At 37.7% G+C, this 17,789-nt stretch carries 20 protein-coding genes; all 20 read right to left on the bottom strand.

Translation table 11 applies throughout. From position 1 onward, the window contains the following. Positions 1 to 100: 100 nt before the first annotated feature. Positions 101 to 679 carry an HD domain-containing protein gene (locus BQ5371_RS03030; RefSeq protein ID WP_083377405.1) on the bottom strand — a complete coding sequence of 193 codons (579 nt, stop codon included), beginning with the start codon at positions 677 to 679 and terminating at the stop codon, positions 101 to 103. 133 nt (positions 680 to 812) lie between these two features. Next, positions 813 to 1,250: a hypothetical protein gene (locus tag BQ5371_RS03025; RefSeq protein WP_071132471.1), complete on the bottom strand. Its 438-nt coding sequence runs from the start codon at positions 1,248 to 1,250 to the stop codon at positions 813 to 815. After that, on the bottom strand, positions 1,243 to 1,788 hold the full coding sequence (locus BQ5371_RS03020; protein WP_071132470.1) for a hypothetical protein: 546 nt from the start codon (positions 1,786 to 1,788) through the stop codon (positions 1,243 to 1,245). Before BQ5371_RS03020 ends, BQ5371_RS03025 begins: the two co-directional genes overlap by 8 nt. Positions 1,789 to 1,839: 51 nt before the next feature. Beyond that, on the bottom strand, positions 1,840 to 2,286 hold the full coding sequence (locus tag BQ5371_RS03015) for a YopX family protein (protein ID WP_071132469.1): 447 nt from the start codon (positions 2,284 to 2,286) through the stop codon (positions 1,840 to 1,842). Between the two features lie 350 nt (positions 2,287 to 2,636). Continuing rightward, positions 2,637 to 4,982, bottom strand: coding sequence for a xanthine dehydrogenase family protein molybdopterin-binding subunit (locus BQ5371_RS03010; RefSeq protein ID WP_071132468.1), 2,346 nt, complete (start codon positions 4,980 to 4,982; stop codon positions 2,637 to 2,639). 1 nt (position 4,983) lies between these two features. Continuing rightward, entirely contained in the window at positions 4,984 to 5,469 is a 486-nt protein-coding gene (locus tag BQ5371_RS03005) for a (2Fe-2S)-binding protein (protein ID WP_071132467.1), read from the bottom strand. A 1-nt stretch (position 5,470) separates the two neighbouring features. Further along, a complete protein-coding gene (locus tag BQ5371_RS03000; protein ID WP_071132466.1) occupies positions 5,471 to 6,352 on the bottom strand; it encodes an FAD binding domain-containing protein in 882 nt (293 codons plus the stop codon). Positions 6,353 to 6,510: 158 nt separating this feature from the next. Beyond that, a complete protein-coding gene (locus BQ5371_RS02995) occupies positions 6,511 to 7,596 on the bottom strand; it encodes a sulfate/molybdate ABC transporter ATP-binding protein (RefSeq protein WP_071132465.1) in 1,086 nt (361 codons plus the stop codon). 61 nt (positions 7,597 to 7,657) lie between these two features. Then, positions 7,658 to 8,344 carry a molybdate ABC transporter permease subunit gene (gene modB / locus BQ5371_RS02990; RefSeq protein ID WP_071132464.1) on the bottom strand — a complete coding sequence of 229 codons (687 nt, stop codon included), beginning with the start codon at positions 8,342 to 8,344 and terminating at the stop codon, positions 7,658 to 7,660. A 31-nt stretch (positions 8,345 to 8,375) separates the two neighbouring features. Continuing rightward, entirely contained in the window at positions 8,376 to 9,254 is an 879-nt protein-coding gene (gene modA / locus BQ5371_RS02985; RefSeq protein WP_071132463.1) for a molybdate ABC transporter substrate-binding protein, read from the bottom strand. Positions 9,255 to 9,305: 51 nt separating this feature from the next. Next, entirely contained in the window at positions 9,306 to 10,241 is a 936-nt protein-coding gene (locus BQ5371_RS02980) for an MOSC domain-containing protein (RefSeq protein WP_071132462.1), read from the bottom strand. Between the two features lie 155 nt (positions 10,242 to 10,396). Then, entirely contained in the window at positions 10,397 to 11,362 is a 966-nt protein-coding gene (gene moaA / locus BQ5371_RS02975) for a GTP 3',8-cyclase MoaA (RefSeq protein WP_071132461.1), read from the bottom strand. Between the two features lie 17 nt (positions 11,363 to 11,379). Next, positions 11,380 to 11,853 (bottom strand): cyclic pyranopterin monophosphate synthase MoaC, encoded by a 474-nt coding sequence (moaC, locus tag BQ5371_RS02970; protein ID WP_071132460.1) that lies wholly within the window; start codon positions 11,851 to 11,853, stop codon positions 11,380 to 11,382. A 10-nt stretch (positions 11,854 to 11,863) separates the two neighbouring features. Next, complete coding sequence (locus BQ5371_RS02965; protein ID WP_071132459.1) at positions 11,864 to 12,910, bottom strand: molybdopterin-binding protein; 1,047 nt, start codon at positions 12,908 to 12,910, stop codon at positions 11,864 to 11,866. Between the two features lie 131 nt (positions 12,911 to 13,041). Then, positions 13,042 to 14,064 (bottom strand): XdhC family protein, encoded by a 1,023-nt coding sequence (locus BQ5371_RS02960; protein ID WP_071132458.1) that lies wholly within the window; start codon positions 14,062 to 14,064, stop codon positions 13,042 to 13,044. A 23-nt stretch (positions 14,065 to 14,087) separates the two neighbouring features. Beyond that, a complete protein-coding gene (locus tag BQ5371_RS02955; RefSeq protein WP_071132457.1) occupies positions 14,088 to 14,693 on the bottom strand; it encodes a histidine phosphatase family protein in 606 nt (201 codons plus the stop codon). 68 nt (positions 14,694 to 14,761) lie between these two features. Then, positions 14,762 to 15,718: an NTP transferase domain-containing protein gene (locus BQ5371_RS02950; protein ID WP_071132456.1), complete on the bottom strand. Its 957-nt coding sequence runs from the start codon at positions 15,716 to 15,718 to the stop codon at positions 14,762 to 14,764. A gap of 182 nt (positions 15,719 to 15,900) precedes the next feature. Then, positions 15,901 to 16,338, bottom strand: coding sequence for a MarR family winged helix-turn-helix transcriptional regulator (locus BQ5371_RS02945; protein WP_071132455.1), 438 nt, complete (start codon positions 16,336 to 16,338; stop codon positions 15,901 to 15,903). Positions 16,339 to 16,431: 93 nt separating this feature from the next. Beyond that, the gene (locus BQ5371_RS02940) at positions 16,432 to 16,974 is read right to left on the bottom strand and encodes a glutathione peroxidase (protein WP_071132454.1); all 543 of its coding nucleotides are present in this window, start codon (positions 16,972 to 16,974) and stop codon (positions 16,432 to 16,434) included. Positions 16,975 to 17,220: 246 nt separating this feature from the next. Then, positions 17,221 to 17,706, bottom strand: coding sequence for a peptide-methionine (S)-S-oxide reductase MsrA (gene msrA, locus BQ5371_RS02935; protein ID WP_071132453.1), 486 nt, complete (start codon positions 17,704 to 17,706; stop codon positions 17,221 to 17,223). Positions 17,707 to 17,789 lie beyond the last annotated feature (83 nt).

Raw genomic sequence — 17,789 nt, 5'->3', positions numbered from 1 at the left:
TTATGATTGTTGTAAGCCATGCTAGGCAAAGCATGAACTTGCTTCCAAGTAGCATATTTCATGTATGTTTTGTTAGTAAATGCGATATATTTTAATGATTCTATTTAATATTATTTGGGATCAAATCTTCAATCTTTTTCCCCATAAAAATCTCAAGTTCATGTACATATCTAACGAATGACTTAGCCTTTTCTTCTAATTCATCTCTTTTATCTTCACCAAATTTAAGAATCGCCTTGTTAATTATATATTCCATTCTCCTCTCGGGTCCTACGAACCTATCTTCGATCGTCATTCGGTCTGCAAGGCAGAGAACATCTATTTCATCAATCTCGCTTATATTATCAGTAATCTTATGAAATGTGTGATCCCTTATTACCTCAGCGACTTCATAAAGACCAATTTTTTTTAAATACTCTGCTCCCTTTATATCATGCTTGCTTTCACTTCTTGCAATGTCATGAAGATAAGCAGATGATACTATAAGCGGGATATTAAGTTTTATTCCCTTATCTTTCAATCTTTCTGCAATCTTTTGAGCGATTAATGCTACCGTCTCAGTGTGCTTTATCACTCGCTCTGGAGTTCCATAATCTTCCATTATTTTTTTACATTCTTCTCTATTAGGATATTTTGTTTTTATTTCTCCCATTTGTGCTATTTTCTCTATTTCTTTCATCTGAACTTTTTCTATTTGTGATATTTGGGTTTTGTAGCGTATTAATTACATTTAATCCAAATTAATTTTGAGTTTATTTAAAATATAAAATAGACCTTGATTAAAAGTGATTTCAAGGTCTAAAATATCTCTTTTATTGTCTTTCTATGTAGCTTTCAATCTCGCACACTATGATTTGGTCTTCTTCTTCAGGATTGCAGAACTCTTTAACCTTTGTTCCTGAAATATGTGAATCATTTTCCAAATAGTCTTCAATCACCCTGTATATCCAGTCCATATTCCAAGGCACCTCAAGTTCTCCCTCAATCCTATTGCCTGCTACATTATATTTAAGCTTCTGCTCTTTTAGATCACATGGGATTCCGTCTACACTCTTTATCGTTACATCGTAGAACCTCTTTACAACGACTTCTTCTTTTTCATCTATGAAATATGGAACTTCATATCCCATATTATGTGCCGGATGCCTGCTACAACTGGTCTTGCAAGTCGTCTGACAATTTTTACACTGTTCATCTTGCCCCACAGGATCAAGTCGATGATAGTTTTTTTCTATTATGTGCTTACCCATAAAAATAACCTCCTTCTTCTTCAACCTCTGCAGAGAAATAGATACATTGCCATTTTCCCTTTGTATATTGCTGTGATTTTTCAAATAATTCATCCAAGGTATCAAATTCATGCACATCTCCTGTCGAGTACATATTGATTTTGTTTACCTCCATAAACCATTTCTTCTTATCTTCATCATACCAAACAAGAGTATCATCCGGTTTATTAAAAAATTGAGTGATCCCCTTGTTAAATTCCTCTTTAAAATCAGAGGCAGATGGATCTATGAGCGGGATAAACACTCTATTTATTTCAAGGTCAAATGTCTTACCGGTATCCGGTCTTGTCGCAGTAAATCTGTCATAATTAGGCTTTACAATAAGCTCATTTCCCGAAATCTTAAGCATATGTTCAACCGCATCTACTACGCATATATATACTTCGCCATCTCTTATATCAAATCTGCCCTCAAGTTCAAACATATCGTCTTCTATATAAAAATCTACAGATTTGCCATCAGCTTTTTCAAAAAAATCTTTTTCTTTAATATCTAGCATTTTAATTCTCTTTGTTTTGATTATCCTTTTTCTATATTATTTTTATTTTTATTATTTATTCATATTATCTGCTTTTCCCATGTTTTCCATGTTGTTCATGTCAAACTTAAGCAATTCAGGATTTTGATAAATATTTCCCTTTAGCTTGAACACATCAGACATATAAGGTCCGCCCATCGCCATTGAACCGTCATTTCCTAAAAGAATAAATCCGGCAATCTCTTCACTCCACATAATCTGATATAATCCAGTGTCACTTTCGACAATGTCTCCCTCGAAAATTTCTTTTTGCTCGTTATCATACCAGCCTGTGCTCTGCAATGGAAAAAGTTCTGCAGGCTCTTCGGGATTTTTAAAATCGAAAATCATAAGACTTCCAAAAGAAAGATAGCCATAAATGGTTTTTTCAACATCACTTGCATTTTCCTGTTCAAGCTCCTCAGGTGAATACATTTTATTATTTCCTTCGTCCCAAGCTCTAAATCTTAAATCTCGCATTAATTCTCCTCCTGCTTTTACCCTGTACAGTGCCTATTTGTTTATAATTTTTAATTTTATATATTATCTATAAATATCGCTATTATCGCTATATCTTTAGGTGTTTTCGTTTTTTAGTTTTAATACTTTTCGATATTATACGGTCTTTATTATGCGGTCTTTTTATTTTTAATATTTTATGGTCTTTACATTCTTCGCAACAATATATTGCCTTAACATTCTTTGCAATATTTTATAGGTTTTTATATTCCTTACAATATCTTACAATCTTACAGTGTTATAGGTGCTATCTTTAGTGACAGCACCTATAACAATTTTTGCAATATCTAATAATTAACCTTTATGGTTTTTTAGAATACGCCCTTTGCCTTCTGCTCTTTTATAGCATTTAGCACCTTCTCAGGTGTGAGTGGCATTTCTGTAAATCTTACGCCGATTGCATCATATACAGCATTGAAGATAGCAGGAATTGTAGGCTGAATTGGACCCTCTCCTGACTCCTTAGCTCCGTATGGTGCTGATGGGTCATAAGCTTCAACGATGTTAGCATCGATTTCAGGCATATCTAGCGCTGTAGGTAGCTTGTAATCGTGAAGTGATGGGTTCATGAATCTGCCGTCTGGAGCAATCTTCATCTCTTCATATAGAGCCTGTCCCATTCCCATTCCGATAGAACCGTGTACCTGTCCTTCTACGCTCTGAGGGTTAATAGCTACTCCGCAGTCACCTGCTTCTGTAATATTAACTACATTTACCTTACCTGTCTCTAGGTCAATGTCAACTTCAGCAATCTGTGCGCTGAATCCGAATGTAGGTGAGTGTCCGATATTACCACCCTGCTGGATACCCTTTCTTCTAGGTGGTGTGAACTGACCTGATTTTGAAAGAGGTCCATTAGTCTGGATATAAGCTGATACAACTTCTCTCCAAGGAACTCTCTGCCATGGCTTATAGATGTTGTAGAACTCTCCACCCTGAACTTCAACTTCATCACCTCTGATATTGAGCTTTCCAGCTGCAACAGGTTTTAACTCTGCATTAATCTTTTCTGCAGCCTGTCTGATAGCCCATCCTGTAGCAAATGTTAGACGGCTTGCAAATGTACCGAGGTCGAATGTTGATACTTTTGTGTCTCTAGGTATAACTGTAACATCTTCAGTGTGTACACCAAGTGTTTCAGCTGCCATCTGAGCCATAACCATATCTACACCCTGTCCAATATCTGTAGCTCCGCAGTATACTGTTACATCATTTTCTTCATCTACCTTGATTGTTGCTACTGTGTGTGGCTTATATGATAGATATAGTGTATATGATGTACCTGAAATATAGTAACCACCTGATAGACCAATACCCTTACCGAAAGGTAGCTTACCATGTTTCTCCTGGTATCCTGATTTCTCAACACACTCAGTCAGGCACTTCTTGTACTCAGTATGAGGAACATACATCTTACTCATAGCTGTATATCCTGACTCAACTGCATTAAGCATTCTGATTTCGTATGGGTCCATACCGAAATGTGCTGCTGCCTGGTCTAGCATCTGCTCCATAGCGAATCTAGGCTGTACGCCTCCAAGTCCTCTGAAAGCTCCGCAAGTAGGCTTGTTAGTATAAATTCTCTTACCATCAAATCTTACATTAGGTACCTTGTATGGAATATGTACCATTGATGCTGTATAGAATAGTACTACGATACCCCAACCTGCATATGCACCACCGTCCATTAGGTTAGTGAAATCACAAGCTGTAATCTTACCATTCTTGTCAAATCCAAGCTTCATCTTCATGTAGCATGGGTGTCTACCATTGTTTGTTGCGAATACATCACTTCTTTCGTATGTAATCTTAACTGGTCTACCAACTTTTCTTGATAGAAGTGAAGCACAGAAGTCAGCCTGTGAAGCAACACCCTTACCACCGAATCCTCCTCCGATGAGAGGAACTGTAATTCTAACCTTGCTTAGTGGCATTTCCATTACCTTAGCTAACTGCTGGTGTGTATAGTGAGGTACCTGACAAGTTGCATATAGATGCAGCTTGCCTGTTGCTGAGTCAAAGTCTGCAAGTGCTGACTGTGGCTCAATAAATCCATGGTTTACATATGATGAGTAGTAATCCTGCTCAAGTACGAAATCTGATTCAGCAAGAGCCTTGTCTGGATCTCCATATACCTGAACACCCTCGTAACAAATATTGTTAGGGCAGTCCTCATGAATTCTTACATCATCTCTCTTTACAGCTTCTCTAGGGTCTACGATTGCTTCAAGAACTTCATATTCTACTTCGATAAGTTCAAGAGCCTTCTCTGCAATTTCCTCTGTTAGAGCTGCTACTGCTGCTACTGGCTCTCCCCAGTTTCTTACCTTATCAACTGCAAGAGCGTGCTCATTAGCATTGTGAGGTACAATTCCGTATGGGATAGGGCAATCCTCACCTGTTATAACTCCAAGAACTCCGTCAAGCTCAAGAGCCTTGCTATAGTCTATATTGATAATCTTTGCGTGCGCGTGCTTACTTCTTAAAAGCTTACCATATACCATTCTTGGAAGAGTTAGGTCGTCTGTATACTGAACCTTACCCTTTACCTTATCAGGTCCGTCAATTCTACGAATGCTACGACCTACTTCGGTAAATTCCTTGGTGTAGTCTTTATAGTTATTGTATCTATTTGATACTTCATACATTTTTCCCATTTTACTTAGCCTCCTTTTCTGCAACTGCTTTTGCATATGATTCTACAGCGGCTATGATGTTGATATATCCTGTGCATCTGCAAGTGTTACCTGAGATAGCTGTCTTAATCTCATGTCTTGTTGGATTAGGATTTCTATCGATTAAAGCCTTAGATGAAAGAATCATTCCCGGTGTACAGAATCCGCACTGTACTGCACCTTCGTCCAAGAAAGCTTCCTGAAGTGGATGAAGTGATCCATCTTCATTAGCAATACCTTCAATTGTTGTAATCTTCTTGCCTACAGCTGAAACAGCAAGCTTGATACATGATAGCTCTGGATGTCCATCAATAAGAACTGTACAAGCACCGCAGTCTCCCTGTCCGCAACCTTTCTTTGTTCCTGTAAGACCTACAGTCTTTCTGATAACATCAACCAGAAGATCCATAGGTGTAACCAGCACTTCATAATCCTGGTTATTAATATTTAAAGTAATTACCTGTTTCATTTTATGCCTCCATTGCCAAATCATATGCTTCTTTAGTTAATCTTCTTGCTAAAGCACCTATAACATCTCTTCTGTATTCAGCTGATGCTCTGATGTCTGAAATAGGCTTTGCCTCACTCTGTGCTGCCTCGCCAACTTTCTGAATTAACTCTTCGTCTAATGCCTTGCCAATGAGAATTTGTGGTGCTTTCTCAGATACAAGTGGCTTTGGTGCTACTGAACCCATAACCATCTTAACATCCTTGATTGTCTTTTTGTCGTCCTCAAGTGTGATATTAACAGTCATGTTAGCACAGTCGATTTCCATAGCTCTTCTAAGACCGATGTGACCATATTCTGATCTTGAATGTGGAGCAGGCTTAGGAATGAATACCTTTGTAATCATTTCATCAGACTCCATAACATTCTTACGGTTACCTAGAATAAAGTCCTCAAGCTTAACTCTTCTCTCACCTTTCTTGCTCTCGATTACTACCTCAGCATGAAGTGCTGCAAGTGGTGTATGTGTTTCACCAGCAGGAAGTGAGTGTGCAATGTTACCACCTATTGTAGCCATTGTTCTTACCTGATATGAACCGAGCTGATCTGCTGCGTAGCATAGTGCATGATATTCCTTATCAAGCTCTTTTGATGCTCCAATATCAGAAATCTTTGTGCCTGCACCGATTTCAACTCCATCTGCAGTGAAATTAATTCCTGCGAGTTCTTCGATTTCAGCGACATTGATAACATGCTCTGGTGCTATCATCTTCTCTTTAAGCATGATAACAAGGTCTGTTCCTCCAGCAAGGATTTTAGCCTTGTCTCCAATATCAGCAAGTAAATCCAAGACTTCAGCCTTAGTTTTAGGTGCATGATATTCGTAATTGCACAAAATGTTCATAGATAACTCCTCCTTTAAACATTTATCCTTAATTTAATTTTTTTCCTAGTGGTTATAATTCTACAATACAAAAACAAAAAAAGCAAACAAATATGACTAGACAAAATATCTATCTCACTATCGTTTCGCTTTAGTTTATCATATAAATTATTTGGTTTTTATTTATCAAAAAAGATAAGTTTATCTATATCTATTTTTAACTTCTTAGGAACAGCCCCATATATAGAGTCCCCATCAATTTTATTTTTCATTATAAATGAATAATTCCCAAAATCAGAGCTTTTCTTTTTTTTATTTTTTATTGAAAAAAATACTTTTCTATCACGAATCGACTCATAAATGTTCACATTGGAAATTTCAATGCAATGTTCATCACTGTCTATTTCACCATAAACTGGAACTAGGTCCTCATCTCTTATTCCAATATATTTTATCTTCTTTAATCTATCTTTAGGAAGCAATTTCTCGCAGTCAAGCTTAATACCCCATTCAGGTATCGAAATCTTCCCATCTTCTTCTATATTAACGGGCATGATGTTGTTAATACCAATTAACCTTGCACTTCTTGAAACTCCGGGTATCTTAAACACTTCCTTTGTTTTTCCGGAATCTATTACCTCGCCCTTGCTTATTACTATTAGCTCTTCGCTGAATTTGTATAATTCTTCCCTGCTGTGGGATACCATTATTACGGTTCCGTCGTAGTCTGAAATCATAGCTTCAAGCTCAATCTGAAGTCTCTCTTTTAAAAGCTGGTCAATTGCAGAAAAAGGTTCATCCAGCAAAATCAGCTTGGGTTCGTATGCGAGCACTCTTGCAAGTGCTACCCTCTGTTGCTGTCCTCCTGATAGCTCAGGTGGTTTTTTATCCGCAATTTCTTCAATGTGGAATTTTTTTAGCAGGTAATCTGCCTTTTCTTTTTTCTCCTGCTTACTGCCTTTAACAATGATTTCGATATTATTTCTAACCGTCATAGTTGGAAAAAGTGCGTAATTTTGGAACATATAAGCAATATTCCTCTCCTGCGGTCTTACATTTATCTTTTTATCTGTGTCGAGCAGGCAGTCATCATCTAAATAAATCGTTCCGCTATCAGGTTTATATATTCCAGCAAGATATTTAAGGAGCATGCTTTTTCCAGCTCCAGATTCTCCAAGAATACCTATCCTTTTTGAATTTCCTTCAAAGTTAATATTAAGCGAAAAATTATCCAGCTTTGATTTCAATGAAACTTTTATTGTCATTTTATTTAATCTTATTATTTATTCCTATTTATTTAGCATTATTATTTAGCCTTTTTTATTTTTATTTGGCCTTATTTGAAAAAATATTTACTCCGAAAATTATTACGAACGAGATGAGAAGCACAATTACCACCCATATTCCTGCCTTTAAATAATTTCCGTCGCTTATTACCATTCCTATGGTCTGTGAAATAGTTCCTGTCCTGCCTGGGATATTTCCTGCGACCATTGATGTCGCACCATACTCGCCCATGGCTCTTGCAAAGCAAAGAATTATTCCGGCTACAAGTCCCGGTCTTGCTGCTGGGACTAAGACCCTATAGAAAATTTTTCTTTCGCTCATTCCTAGCGTCCTTGCAGAATAGATTATATTTTTATCCACCTGCTCAAATGCGGCTCTCGCATTCTGATACATGAGAGGAAGGCTGATTATTGTTGCAGCAAGTATACATCCTAGCCATGTCTGCACTACCGAAATATCGAATTTTTCAAAGAGAAATGAGCCGAGCGGTCTTCTCTTGCTGAAAATAATCAGGAGAATAAAACCCGCAACTGTCGGTGGCAAAACTATCGGAAGCGAAAGTATGCCGTCGACAAATGCCTTTCTCTTGTCACCATAGAATGTGGCTTTTTTTGCCAGATGTATCCCAATGGCAAACGATATAATTGTTGCTACTATGGCTGTCTTTATGGAAATGTATAATGGGCTCCAGTCTAAGTCCTTCAATATTTCTAACAAATTGCTCACTTAACCAGCCTTCCTTTTACTTATTTCTTACTTATTTAGCTATGAAACCGTATTTCTTGTAAATCTTCTTTGAATTATCATTCTGTAGATATTTGTAAAGAAGCTCAACGCTCTTCTTCTTGTCGTCAGACATCTTTTCCTTAGACTTAATCTTTGCTAGTGGATATACGATGTCGCCAGTGAGATCTTTATCAATCTTCTTGATAATCTCAGTATTTGCATTTCTCTTTACATCACTTGTGTATGCAAAACCAACCTCAGTTGACTCTTCTGCTACTGCTGCAAGTGCTGTGCTTACATTGTCTTTTTCGCTGATTGTAACTCCGCCGAGAGCTCTTGAAATCTGGTCTCCTGTGATTGCCTTTATTGCCTCTGTATCGTCATCGTCGCCATCAATTATATCCGATTCGATAAGAGCTTTTCTTGCATAGAATCCTACAGGAACGCTTCCATATGCGAGTGCGATGCTGTCTGCGTTCTTTAGACTATCTAAGTCCTTAACCTTGCCCTTGTATCCCTTAACACCAACGATAGCAAGCTGATTTTCTAGCAAATCTATCTCATCATCATCTTTAATCAAGCCTTTGTCTTCAAGTTCATCGATTTCCTTTTCTCCTGCACTGAAGAATAGATCGCAATCAAATCCCTCAATAATTTGAGTCTTTAGCTTTCCTGAGCTGTCAGGATTAATCTTAACCTTAATCTTAGGGTTTTCTTTCTCAAAATCCTTTACGATGTCACCAACTGCATCAGTTAGACTTGCAGCAATAAATAAATTTACCTCTACTTCTTCCTTAGGCTCATCTTTTTTTGCCTCGTCTTTTCCACATGACGAAAGAAGTACTGCAGTTGTAACGCACATAATCATAACTACTGAAATGGATAACCACTTCTTCATACTCTTGCTCATTTCTACCTCTCCTTTTAAATTTAAAATAAAGAAATAACTTAATATATCATCTTATGCTCTCGCACATTCAGATGCTTTTCCTGCTAGAATTTCAATGCCATGTTTTACATTTGGCAAAAGAAATTCAAGTGTTTCACGAACTGCCTTAGGACTTCCCGGTAAATTGACTATCAGACTTCCTCCCCTTATTCCGGATTCTGCCCTGCTAAGCATAGCCCTATTAGTATATTTCATTGAGTTCGCCCTTATCGCTTCGGATATTCCCCTCGCCATTCTATCGCACACCGAAATGGTCGCTTCAGGAGTAACATCACGATGTGAAAATCCGGTGCCACCAGTTGTCAGTATAAGGTTAATCTGCCTTTGATCTGATAATCTTATAAGCTGTGTTGCTATTACATTTTTTTCGTCCGGCACTATAAGCATTTCTTTCACATCGTAACCTGCTTTTTCAAGCATTTCCTTGATAATAGGTCCGCTCTCATCAACTCTTTCTCCAGCTGAGCCCTTGTCGCTTACAGTTATTATGGCAGCGGTAAAAGGTCTATCTTTTTCCAGAGGAAGCATTACGACCTCATCTCCAACCTCAATTTCTCCACCTATAATAACCTCTGTGAAAACGCCCTCTCTAGGCATTATGCAATCGCCAACTGCATGATAAATGGCACAGTGCGAATGACATTCTTTCCCAATTTGAGTCATTTCAAGCAGTACATCTCCAATTTTAAACCTAGTGCCTACTGGTAGCTTCCTAAAATCGAACTCGTCTATTATTAGATTTTCTCCGAAAGCTCCGAAGTCAACATCAACTCCCTTTGCTCTAAATTCTTCTATCTTCTCTAGGTTGAGCAGACTGACCTGTCTATGCCACTTTCCTGCATGAGCATCATTTTCAATTCCGTGATTCGGTATCAACCTAGCCTTTTTTACTTCGTGTTTCTGCGTTCCTTTTTTCTCGCTAATACAGATTCCTGCAATCTTCGCCATCTCTTACCTCTTCTTTATTATCCTTAATTTTCCTAATTTTTTCTAATATCCCTAATTTTTCCTTAAATATTTCCCTTGGATCCTAGCTAAAAATCTTAAAATCTCTGTAAATTTCCCCTAAATTTCACAAAATCTCTGTCTTTTTTTAGCTTATTTTAGCCACCTATCTGTGCCATCTTCTTTTTTTCTGTGATATTTTCAATTTCTTCAAAACAGTGTTGCTCCGGTTTTTTTGCTATGCTTTCTTTTATAAGCCTTCCGACTTTTACGCTATCTCCTGCCTTTAGTGCATCTTTTAGAGAAATCTCATTCCCGTAGCAAAGGCAGGACTTTAGCTCTCCTCTCGATGTGAGCCTTATCCTGTTACAGTCCTTGCAAAATTTCCCATGTATTGCACTTATAAATCCTATATCTCCTTTGAATTTAGGTATCTTATAATATATTGCAGGCCCATTTCCCCTTTTTACCTTGTCAAATTCTATTTCTCCATACCTCTTTCCCAGTTCATTCAAAAGTTCTTCGTTGGAAACTAGGTGCGAACTTGCTCCAAGTCCTATAGGCATCATTTCAATAAATCTGACATCTATGGGGTGTTCCCTAGCTATTGATATGAGATTTTCAAAGTCCTCTTTGTAATTTTTATCGTGCATTACAGCATTTATCTTGACTTTTAATCCTGCTTCAACTGCTAAGCTTATAGAGTCCATTACCATATCAATCTCATCAAAACCTGTGATCTCCCTGTACTTATCCCTGTTTAAAGTATCAAGGCTAATATTTACAGACCTAAGCCCTGCCTCAATCAAATCCTCGAGATAATCTTTCAAAAGAACTCCATTTGTAGTCAATGTAACCTGCTCTACTCCCTCTATCTGATAAATCATCTTTATGAGGTCTGCACAGTCTTTTCTTACAAGCGGTTCGCCACCGGTAATCTTAAATTTGACTATTCCGAGCTTTACAGCCTCTTTGCATATCATAACTATCTCATCGAAGGTTAGTATCTCATCGTGGTCACATTGAATTATTCCATCAGGCATACAATATCTACATCTAAGATTGCACCTATCAGTTATCGAAATTCGCATATAATCTATTTGCCTGCCAAAAGAATCGTTCAATTTTTATTCTACCTTTCTCATCTTTCCCATGTTCCGCTCTTGCCCCCACTCTTTTTAAGGAGCTTAATATCGCTTATTATCATTCCCTTGTCAATTGCCTTGCACATATCATATATGGTAAGCAGGCTTATATTTACTCCTGTTAGGGCTTCCATTTCAACTCCGGTCTTTCCCGTAGTCTTTGCAGTGCAAGTTGAAAAAATCATTCTTTTTTCGTCATTCATCTCAAAGTCAATCGTGACCTTGCTTATATTTAATATGTGACAAAGGGGAATAAGTTCAGATGTTTTTTTAGCACCCATAATTCCTGCTATCCTAGCAACTCCAAGGACATCACCCTTGCTCATCTCCCCTGCTTTTACCTTTTCGTAGCATTCCTCAGATAAGCTTATGCTTCCTCTTGCCACTGCTTCTCTTACGGTGTCCTTTTTTTCGCTCACATCTACCATGATTGCATTTCCGCTATCATCAAAATGTGTAAATTCGCTCATCTTTACTCCTTTATTTTCCAAAACCACAATTAGGGAAGGTGCAAATGTCACACTCAAGGCAAAGTCCGCCCTGCCCTAATATAGATATATCTTCTGCTGTTACAGGGTCATCTGCCATGACCCTAGGTAAAATCAAGTCGAAAATAGTTCGCTTTGAATACATAACGCAACCCGGAAGTCCTAGGACAGGAACCTTGGCTTCTCCATTGGCTCTGTCATAATATGATAGAAGGAACATTGCTCCAGGGAGAACCGGCGAACCATAAGAAATGATATTTGCACCAGTATTCCTAATAGCTAGAGGAGTCTTGTCATCAGGATCTACGCTCATTCCACCTGTGCAGATTACCATGTCTGCACCATTTTCTATAAAGTCCAAAATCGCCTTTGTTACCTTAGTGTCATCATCATCAAGAATTACATGGCCAAACAACTCTCCGCCAAATTCTTTTACCTTATCCACAACAACAGGAGTAAAGGTATCCTTAATCCTTCCATAAAATACCTCGTTGCCCGTTGTGACAATTCCTACTTTCTTACCCTTAAATTCCTTTATTTCAAATATAGGCTTCCCGCCCGTGATTTCTTTAACCTCAGCTCTAACTTTCTCCATCTTGTCTTTTTCTATTACAAGTGGAATTATCCTTGTTCCTGCAATCTTGTCTCCCTTATCAACTGGAAAATTTCCATGTCTGCTCGCAATCATAAGCTGTCCAAAACTATTTACCGCCCTTAGTGCTTCATCATTTATCTTGAGCAGTCCGTGGCAGTCAGCGGAAATTGTAATCTTTCCTTCCTTTGGTTTAGACCTATTCATGTTTTCACCAAGGCAGAGTTCGCAAAGAATTTCTGCTCCCTCATTTTCGTGCATCATCTTTCCATCATTTTCCCATATATATAGATGGTCTTTTCCAACACTGAGGAGAACTGGAATATCCTCTTTTGTTACAACATGCCCTTTTCTAAAAACCGTGTCTTTTACAACGCCCTTTATAATCTGAGTTATATCATGGCAGAGGACCATGCCCTCAGCATCAACCGTCTTTACTAATTTCATTTTTTATTAACCTTACCTTTTTATTAACCTTTTATTATCCTTGTCTTTTCTTGCACTTATCTTTATATCTTTTATACACTTTTGCTATATGCTTTTGCTGTGCTGTGCTGTGCTTTGTCTTTAACAATGCTTTATTTCTTTTTGCTATTCTTAGCTCTCTCATAAATCATCTGCCCAGCAATGCTTACCGCAATTTCTGCCGGAGTCTCTGCGAGTATTTCAAGACCAATCGGGGTCGTTATCCTCTTGAGGTCCTCATCTTTATATCCGTCCGCACGAAGTTTTTGATTTACGCCGGCTACCTTTCTCCTGCTCCCTATTACGCCAATATATTTTGCAGGAGTTTTCAATGCCGCTTTTTCGACCTCGTAGTCGTTAACATGGCCTCTTGTCATTACGCATATGTAATCATTCTCCCTTATCTCCTTACAGACCTCGTCCAATTTTTTCATATCGATAAGTCTTGTATCAAAGACCCCTTCAAATAGCTCTCTCCTCGCAAACTCTTCTCTATCCTCAATGACAATGCAGTTAAAATTTACTCTAGAAAGAGTTGGTACAAGCTGTTGTGCTACATGGCCACCGCCAAAAATATATACAAGCTCGCTCTGATTAATCATCTCTGCACAGATCATTTTGCCATCTATCTCTTTTTTGAAAGGTGCTTCTTTTAAAAGCTCAATAACTTCATCTGTTACCTCCATGCCACGGCAATCTTCCTTGGTATATATGGCAATGCCCGCTTCTGAGCCATCTGTAATGTCGGTTATAATCCAGATGTCGCTTCTTTTTTCAAATTCATCAATAGCGAATTTAACCATTTCTTTTATCTTTTCATCAGAGCCAGATATGAATTGGAAGAATACTTCTACATCACCTCCACATATCATGCCCAAATCTTCAACCTGATTTTTTCTTAGCATATAACTTTGGTTATATGATTTCTTCGTCTTAAGGACTTCGCTAGCTCTCTGTTCGCATCTATACTCGACAGCACCGCCACCAATTGTGCCATAAAGCCTGCCACTTTCTCCAATTATCATTCTTGCCCCAGCACCTCTTGGGGTAGAACCGGAAGAAGCTGTAACACTCACCATTACGACATCTCTTCCCGCTTCAAGTTCTTCATTAAGAACTTCAAATAGCTTTCTCATAAATTTTATCCCTTTCTTCTTCTCTATGTCTCTTTATTTGGTAAAAGCCCTATGTCAACGACAGAAAATTTTTCTCCGTCATATTTCAAATGGCTATATCCTCCATAAGGCTGTTTTAACGACCTAGATGTTCTCAGGTTTTCACCCATTATGCTCGCAAGGAAAACGCAGTTGACTCCTGCATGAGCAACGCAGATTGCATCGCCATCTGTTTTATTCATTATTTCCCTGAGGCTTTTTTCAAATCTTTTTAGGGCATCAACCCTTTTTTCTCCATCATAAGGCTCATCGCCAAGTTCTTTTTTAATATCCTTTAGAGGAACGCCTTCCCAGCACCCCATGTAAATTTCCATAAGACCGTCATCGGTAATAACCTCTTTATTGCCTACTGAATTACCTGCTGAATTTTCTCCTGCGATTAACTCGGCTGTATGAAGGCATCTGGTGAGGGGACTTGAATAGATTTTATCAATCTCTCCATTCCTAAGCTTATCCTTGAAAAATTCTCTTAGATTTATCGCTTCTAATATTCCCTGCTCTCCTATGTCAATATCGGTTCTGCCAATGCAGAGTTTAATCCCGTCTTTAAAATCCGGAGTGCCGTGCCTTACTAAGTAAAGATTCTTCATTATAAGGATTCCTCAAATTCCCCAAAGCTATAAACTTCCTTTGAAATCGCAATGATTCCAAAGATTATTTATTTTGCTTCGTACTTTCTTATTCCTTTAGAAAAGTATTTCTTATATGCCTTATCAGTTGCTGAAATTACCTCGTCGATAAATTTCTCATATGTATTAAGAAGTTCTTCTCCTTCTTCGGTAATCGATGTTCCACCTCCACTGCTACCGCCTGTCCACTTCTCAACAATAGGAAAACCAAGCTCCCACTCAATATCCTTAATCATTCTACTTCCCTTTGAATAGGATATATCCGTCGCAGTGCACGCCTTTTGAAGACTATTAAATTCCTTAATATTTCTAAGAAGTTTGAACGCCTGCTTGTCAAAGAATATCTCCTTTGCCTTTAGTTTAACTTCAACTTCAGGGCTAATAGGATAACCTTTTCCCCGCTCGTAGTTCCACTCAATAAGCCTTTGGTATTCTTCTGGAGTATCTATATCAAATTTAACGGCGGCATCGTCTACATCGAGGCTTGTTATTGGAATATTGCTACTTTCCATTGCACCTCTAAGTCCGCCATCTCCCTTGTATTCCTTCAGCGTCTTAGCAAATTCACTTGTAATAATTATCGGATGCCCCGGCTCACCTTTAAAAGTCGTCCTTACCATTCCTGCGTCAATGCTTAAAACCTTTTCAATGGTGGATTCAAGGATTGCAGGAAGATCCATAGGCATAATTAAAATCCTCTCGCACATTGGAGCTATATCCTCTACTCCGAGAATTACTGAATCAAACATCTCTGTATCGTTATAATTCTCATTCATAACATAGCGAATATCTTCTGTGTAAATGCTGTCTTTTAGCTCCTTTGACTTGTGTCCGACTACTATTGTTATAGGGTCTATATTTAGTTTTTTTAGCTTGCTTATCGTATGATTTGCAACTGTTGAATCTCCAAATGGAAGTGCCGGTTTAAATGCCCTCATTCTCGATGAGGTTCCGGCAGCGACAATTACTGCTCCTGTTTTTTTCACTGTACTAGCCCCTTTTGTTTTAAAAAATATCGTTCGTCTTTTTAATATCTAACGCTAGATGATTATACATTAATATTGAGCAAAGAACAAGTGACATGAGAATAATCCCATGTCACTTTAAGAAATTAATTTATCATTTTTTATCAAAATCTTATTCTTTACTTTTCCTTGTCATGCAAGCTTTATTCCTTAAATCCACTCAGCATATTGTGTAAAATCTTTAAGAGCTTTTCTGCATCTTTTTTATCAATATCTATACACTCAGCAATTCCGCTAGGTACGCTTACAGCCTTTTCCCTAAGCTCCTTGCCCCCATCCGTCAATTCTACAATGAGAACTCTTTCATCATCTTTTGACTTCTTACGAGATATATATCCTTTTTTCTCAAGCGACTTAAGAACCGGCGTGAGCGTCCCTGAGTCTAGAAATAAAAACTCTCCAAGTTCTTTAACACTTAGCTTTTTTTGTTCCCACAAAACGAGCAAGGTAATATATTGTGTGTATGTTAGATTGAGTTCATCAAGAAGTGGCTTATACCTTCTAACAACTTCCTTTGATGCCACATATAATGGAAAGCATAACTGGTTTTCCAGCTTCAGTGCATCGTACTTATCACTCATTCCTAGCTCACCCCTTTATATCTTGTTCTAAGTAGTTAAATGTTTTAATTCACTATCAAGCATTTAACATGATTGCCAAGCTTGCCAAATTTTTTATAGCAATGAAGCTACAAATTTTTCAACCTTTTCCATCGGAATAGTAGGCTCAAATCTCTTAACAACATGACCCTGCCTATCAATGACGAATTTTGTAAAATTCCACTTAATGTCATCATTCTTAGCATAATCCTTATCAATTCCCTCTAAAAACTCTGCCATTCCCTCTGCTTCAGGACCTTTTCCAAGACCAGTGAAACCTTTTTCTTTCTTTAGGAATTTATATAGATCAAGTGCATTATCTCCATTAACTTCAGACTTCTTCATCTGAGGGAACTTCGTGTTGTAATTTAGTGTGCAGAACTCGTGGATTTCCTTGTCTGTCCCAGGTGCCTGACCTGCAAACTGGTTGCAAGGAATATCAATTATTTCAAAGCCTTTATTGTGATATCTGTCATACATCTTCTGCATAGGCTCGTAATGAGGTGTAAATCCACAGCCTGTAGCAGTGTTAACTATTAAAATTACCTTGTCCTTTAAATCCTTTAACTCCAGTTTGCTTCCGTCCGGTCTTTCTACTGAAAAATCATAAATGTTCATGTCTAACTCCTCCTATTTATATAAACTTAACAATATTTTATACAATGATTAATTTGATCAATTTTAATGTTTTTATATATTCATTTTGAATTCGTTTTTAAACCGCCTGCATAACTACCCGTATAGTTCCATACAATTACATGTACCCTTATACTTGCCTGCGTCAATTTAAATTGTATCCAATTGATTATAACGAATTGTATAAAGCATATCTTCAAAAGTCAAGGCTTTTAACCAATATTTCTTCTAATCTTCTAAATGGAACATATTATTCCTGATGTGACAATATCCTGTAGGATGCTTATCTAAATACTTCTGGTGATATTCCTCTGCTCTTTTATAATTTCTAATTGGCTCGACTTCGACAGCAAGTTTGCTTCCTAGCTCATCTTCTACCTTCTTTACCATCTTATCAATCGAGTTTACTTGCTCATTTGAGATATAGTAAATGCCAGTCCTATACTGCCTTCCCGCATCAGGTCCCTGTTTATTAACTGAAAGCGGATCAATTATCATAAAATAATATTCAAGAAGTTTTTCCAAATCTATTATGCTAGGGTCGTACTCGATCTTGACGGTTTCCGCATGACCGCTTTTCCACAAATCTTCATAATTAGCTTCTTCTCCGTCGCCATTAGCATATCCTACTTCTGTAAAAAGAACGCCCCTGAACTGCTTAAAAAATTTCTCAACTCCCCAGAAACAGCCACCTGCCAAATAAATGGTCTCCATAAAGCCTCCATAATTATGTCTTCATTTAAGTATTTGTTTTTTGTAAAATCTCAATTGTAAAAAAATTTCAATTTAAATACAAT

The organism is Alterileibacterium massiliense, from assembly GCF_900104645.1.
GTDB classification, from domain to species: domain Bacteria; phylum Bacillota; class Clostridia; order Peptostreptococcales; family Anaerovoracaceae; genus Alterileibacterium; species Alterileibacterium massiliense.
This window is presented reverse-complemented; position numbering and strand designations above follow the sequence as displayed.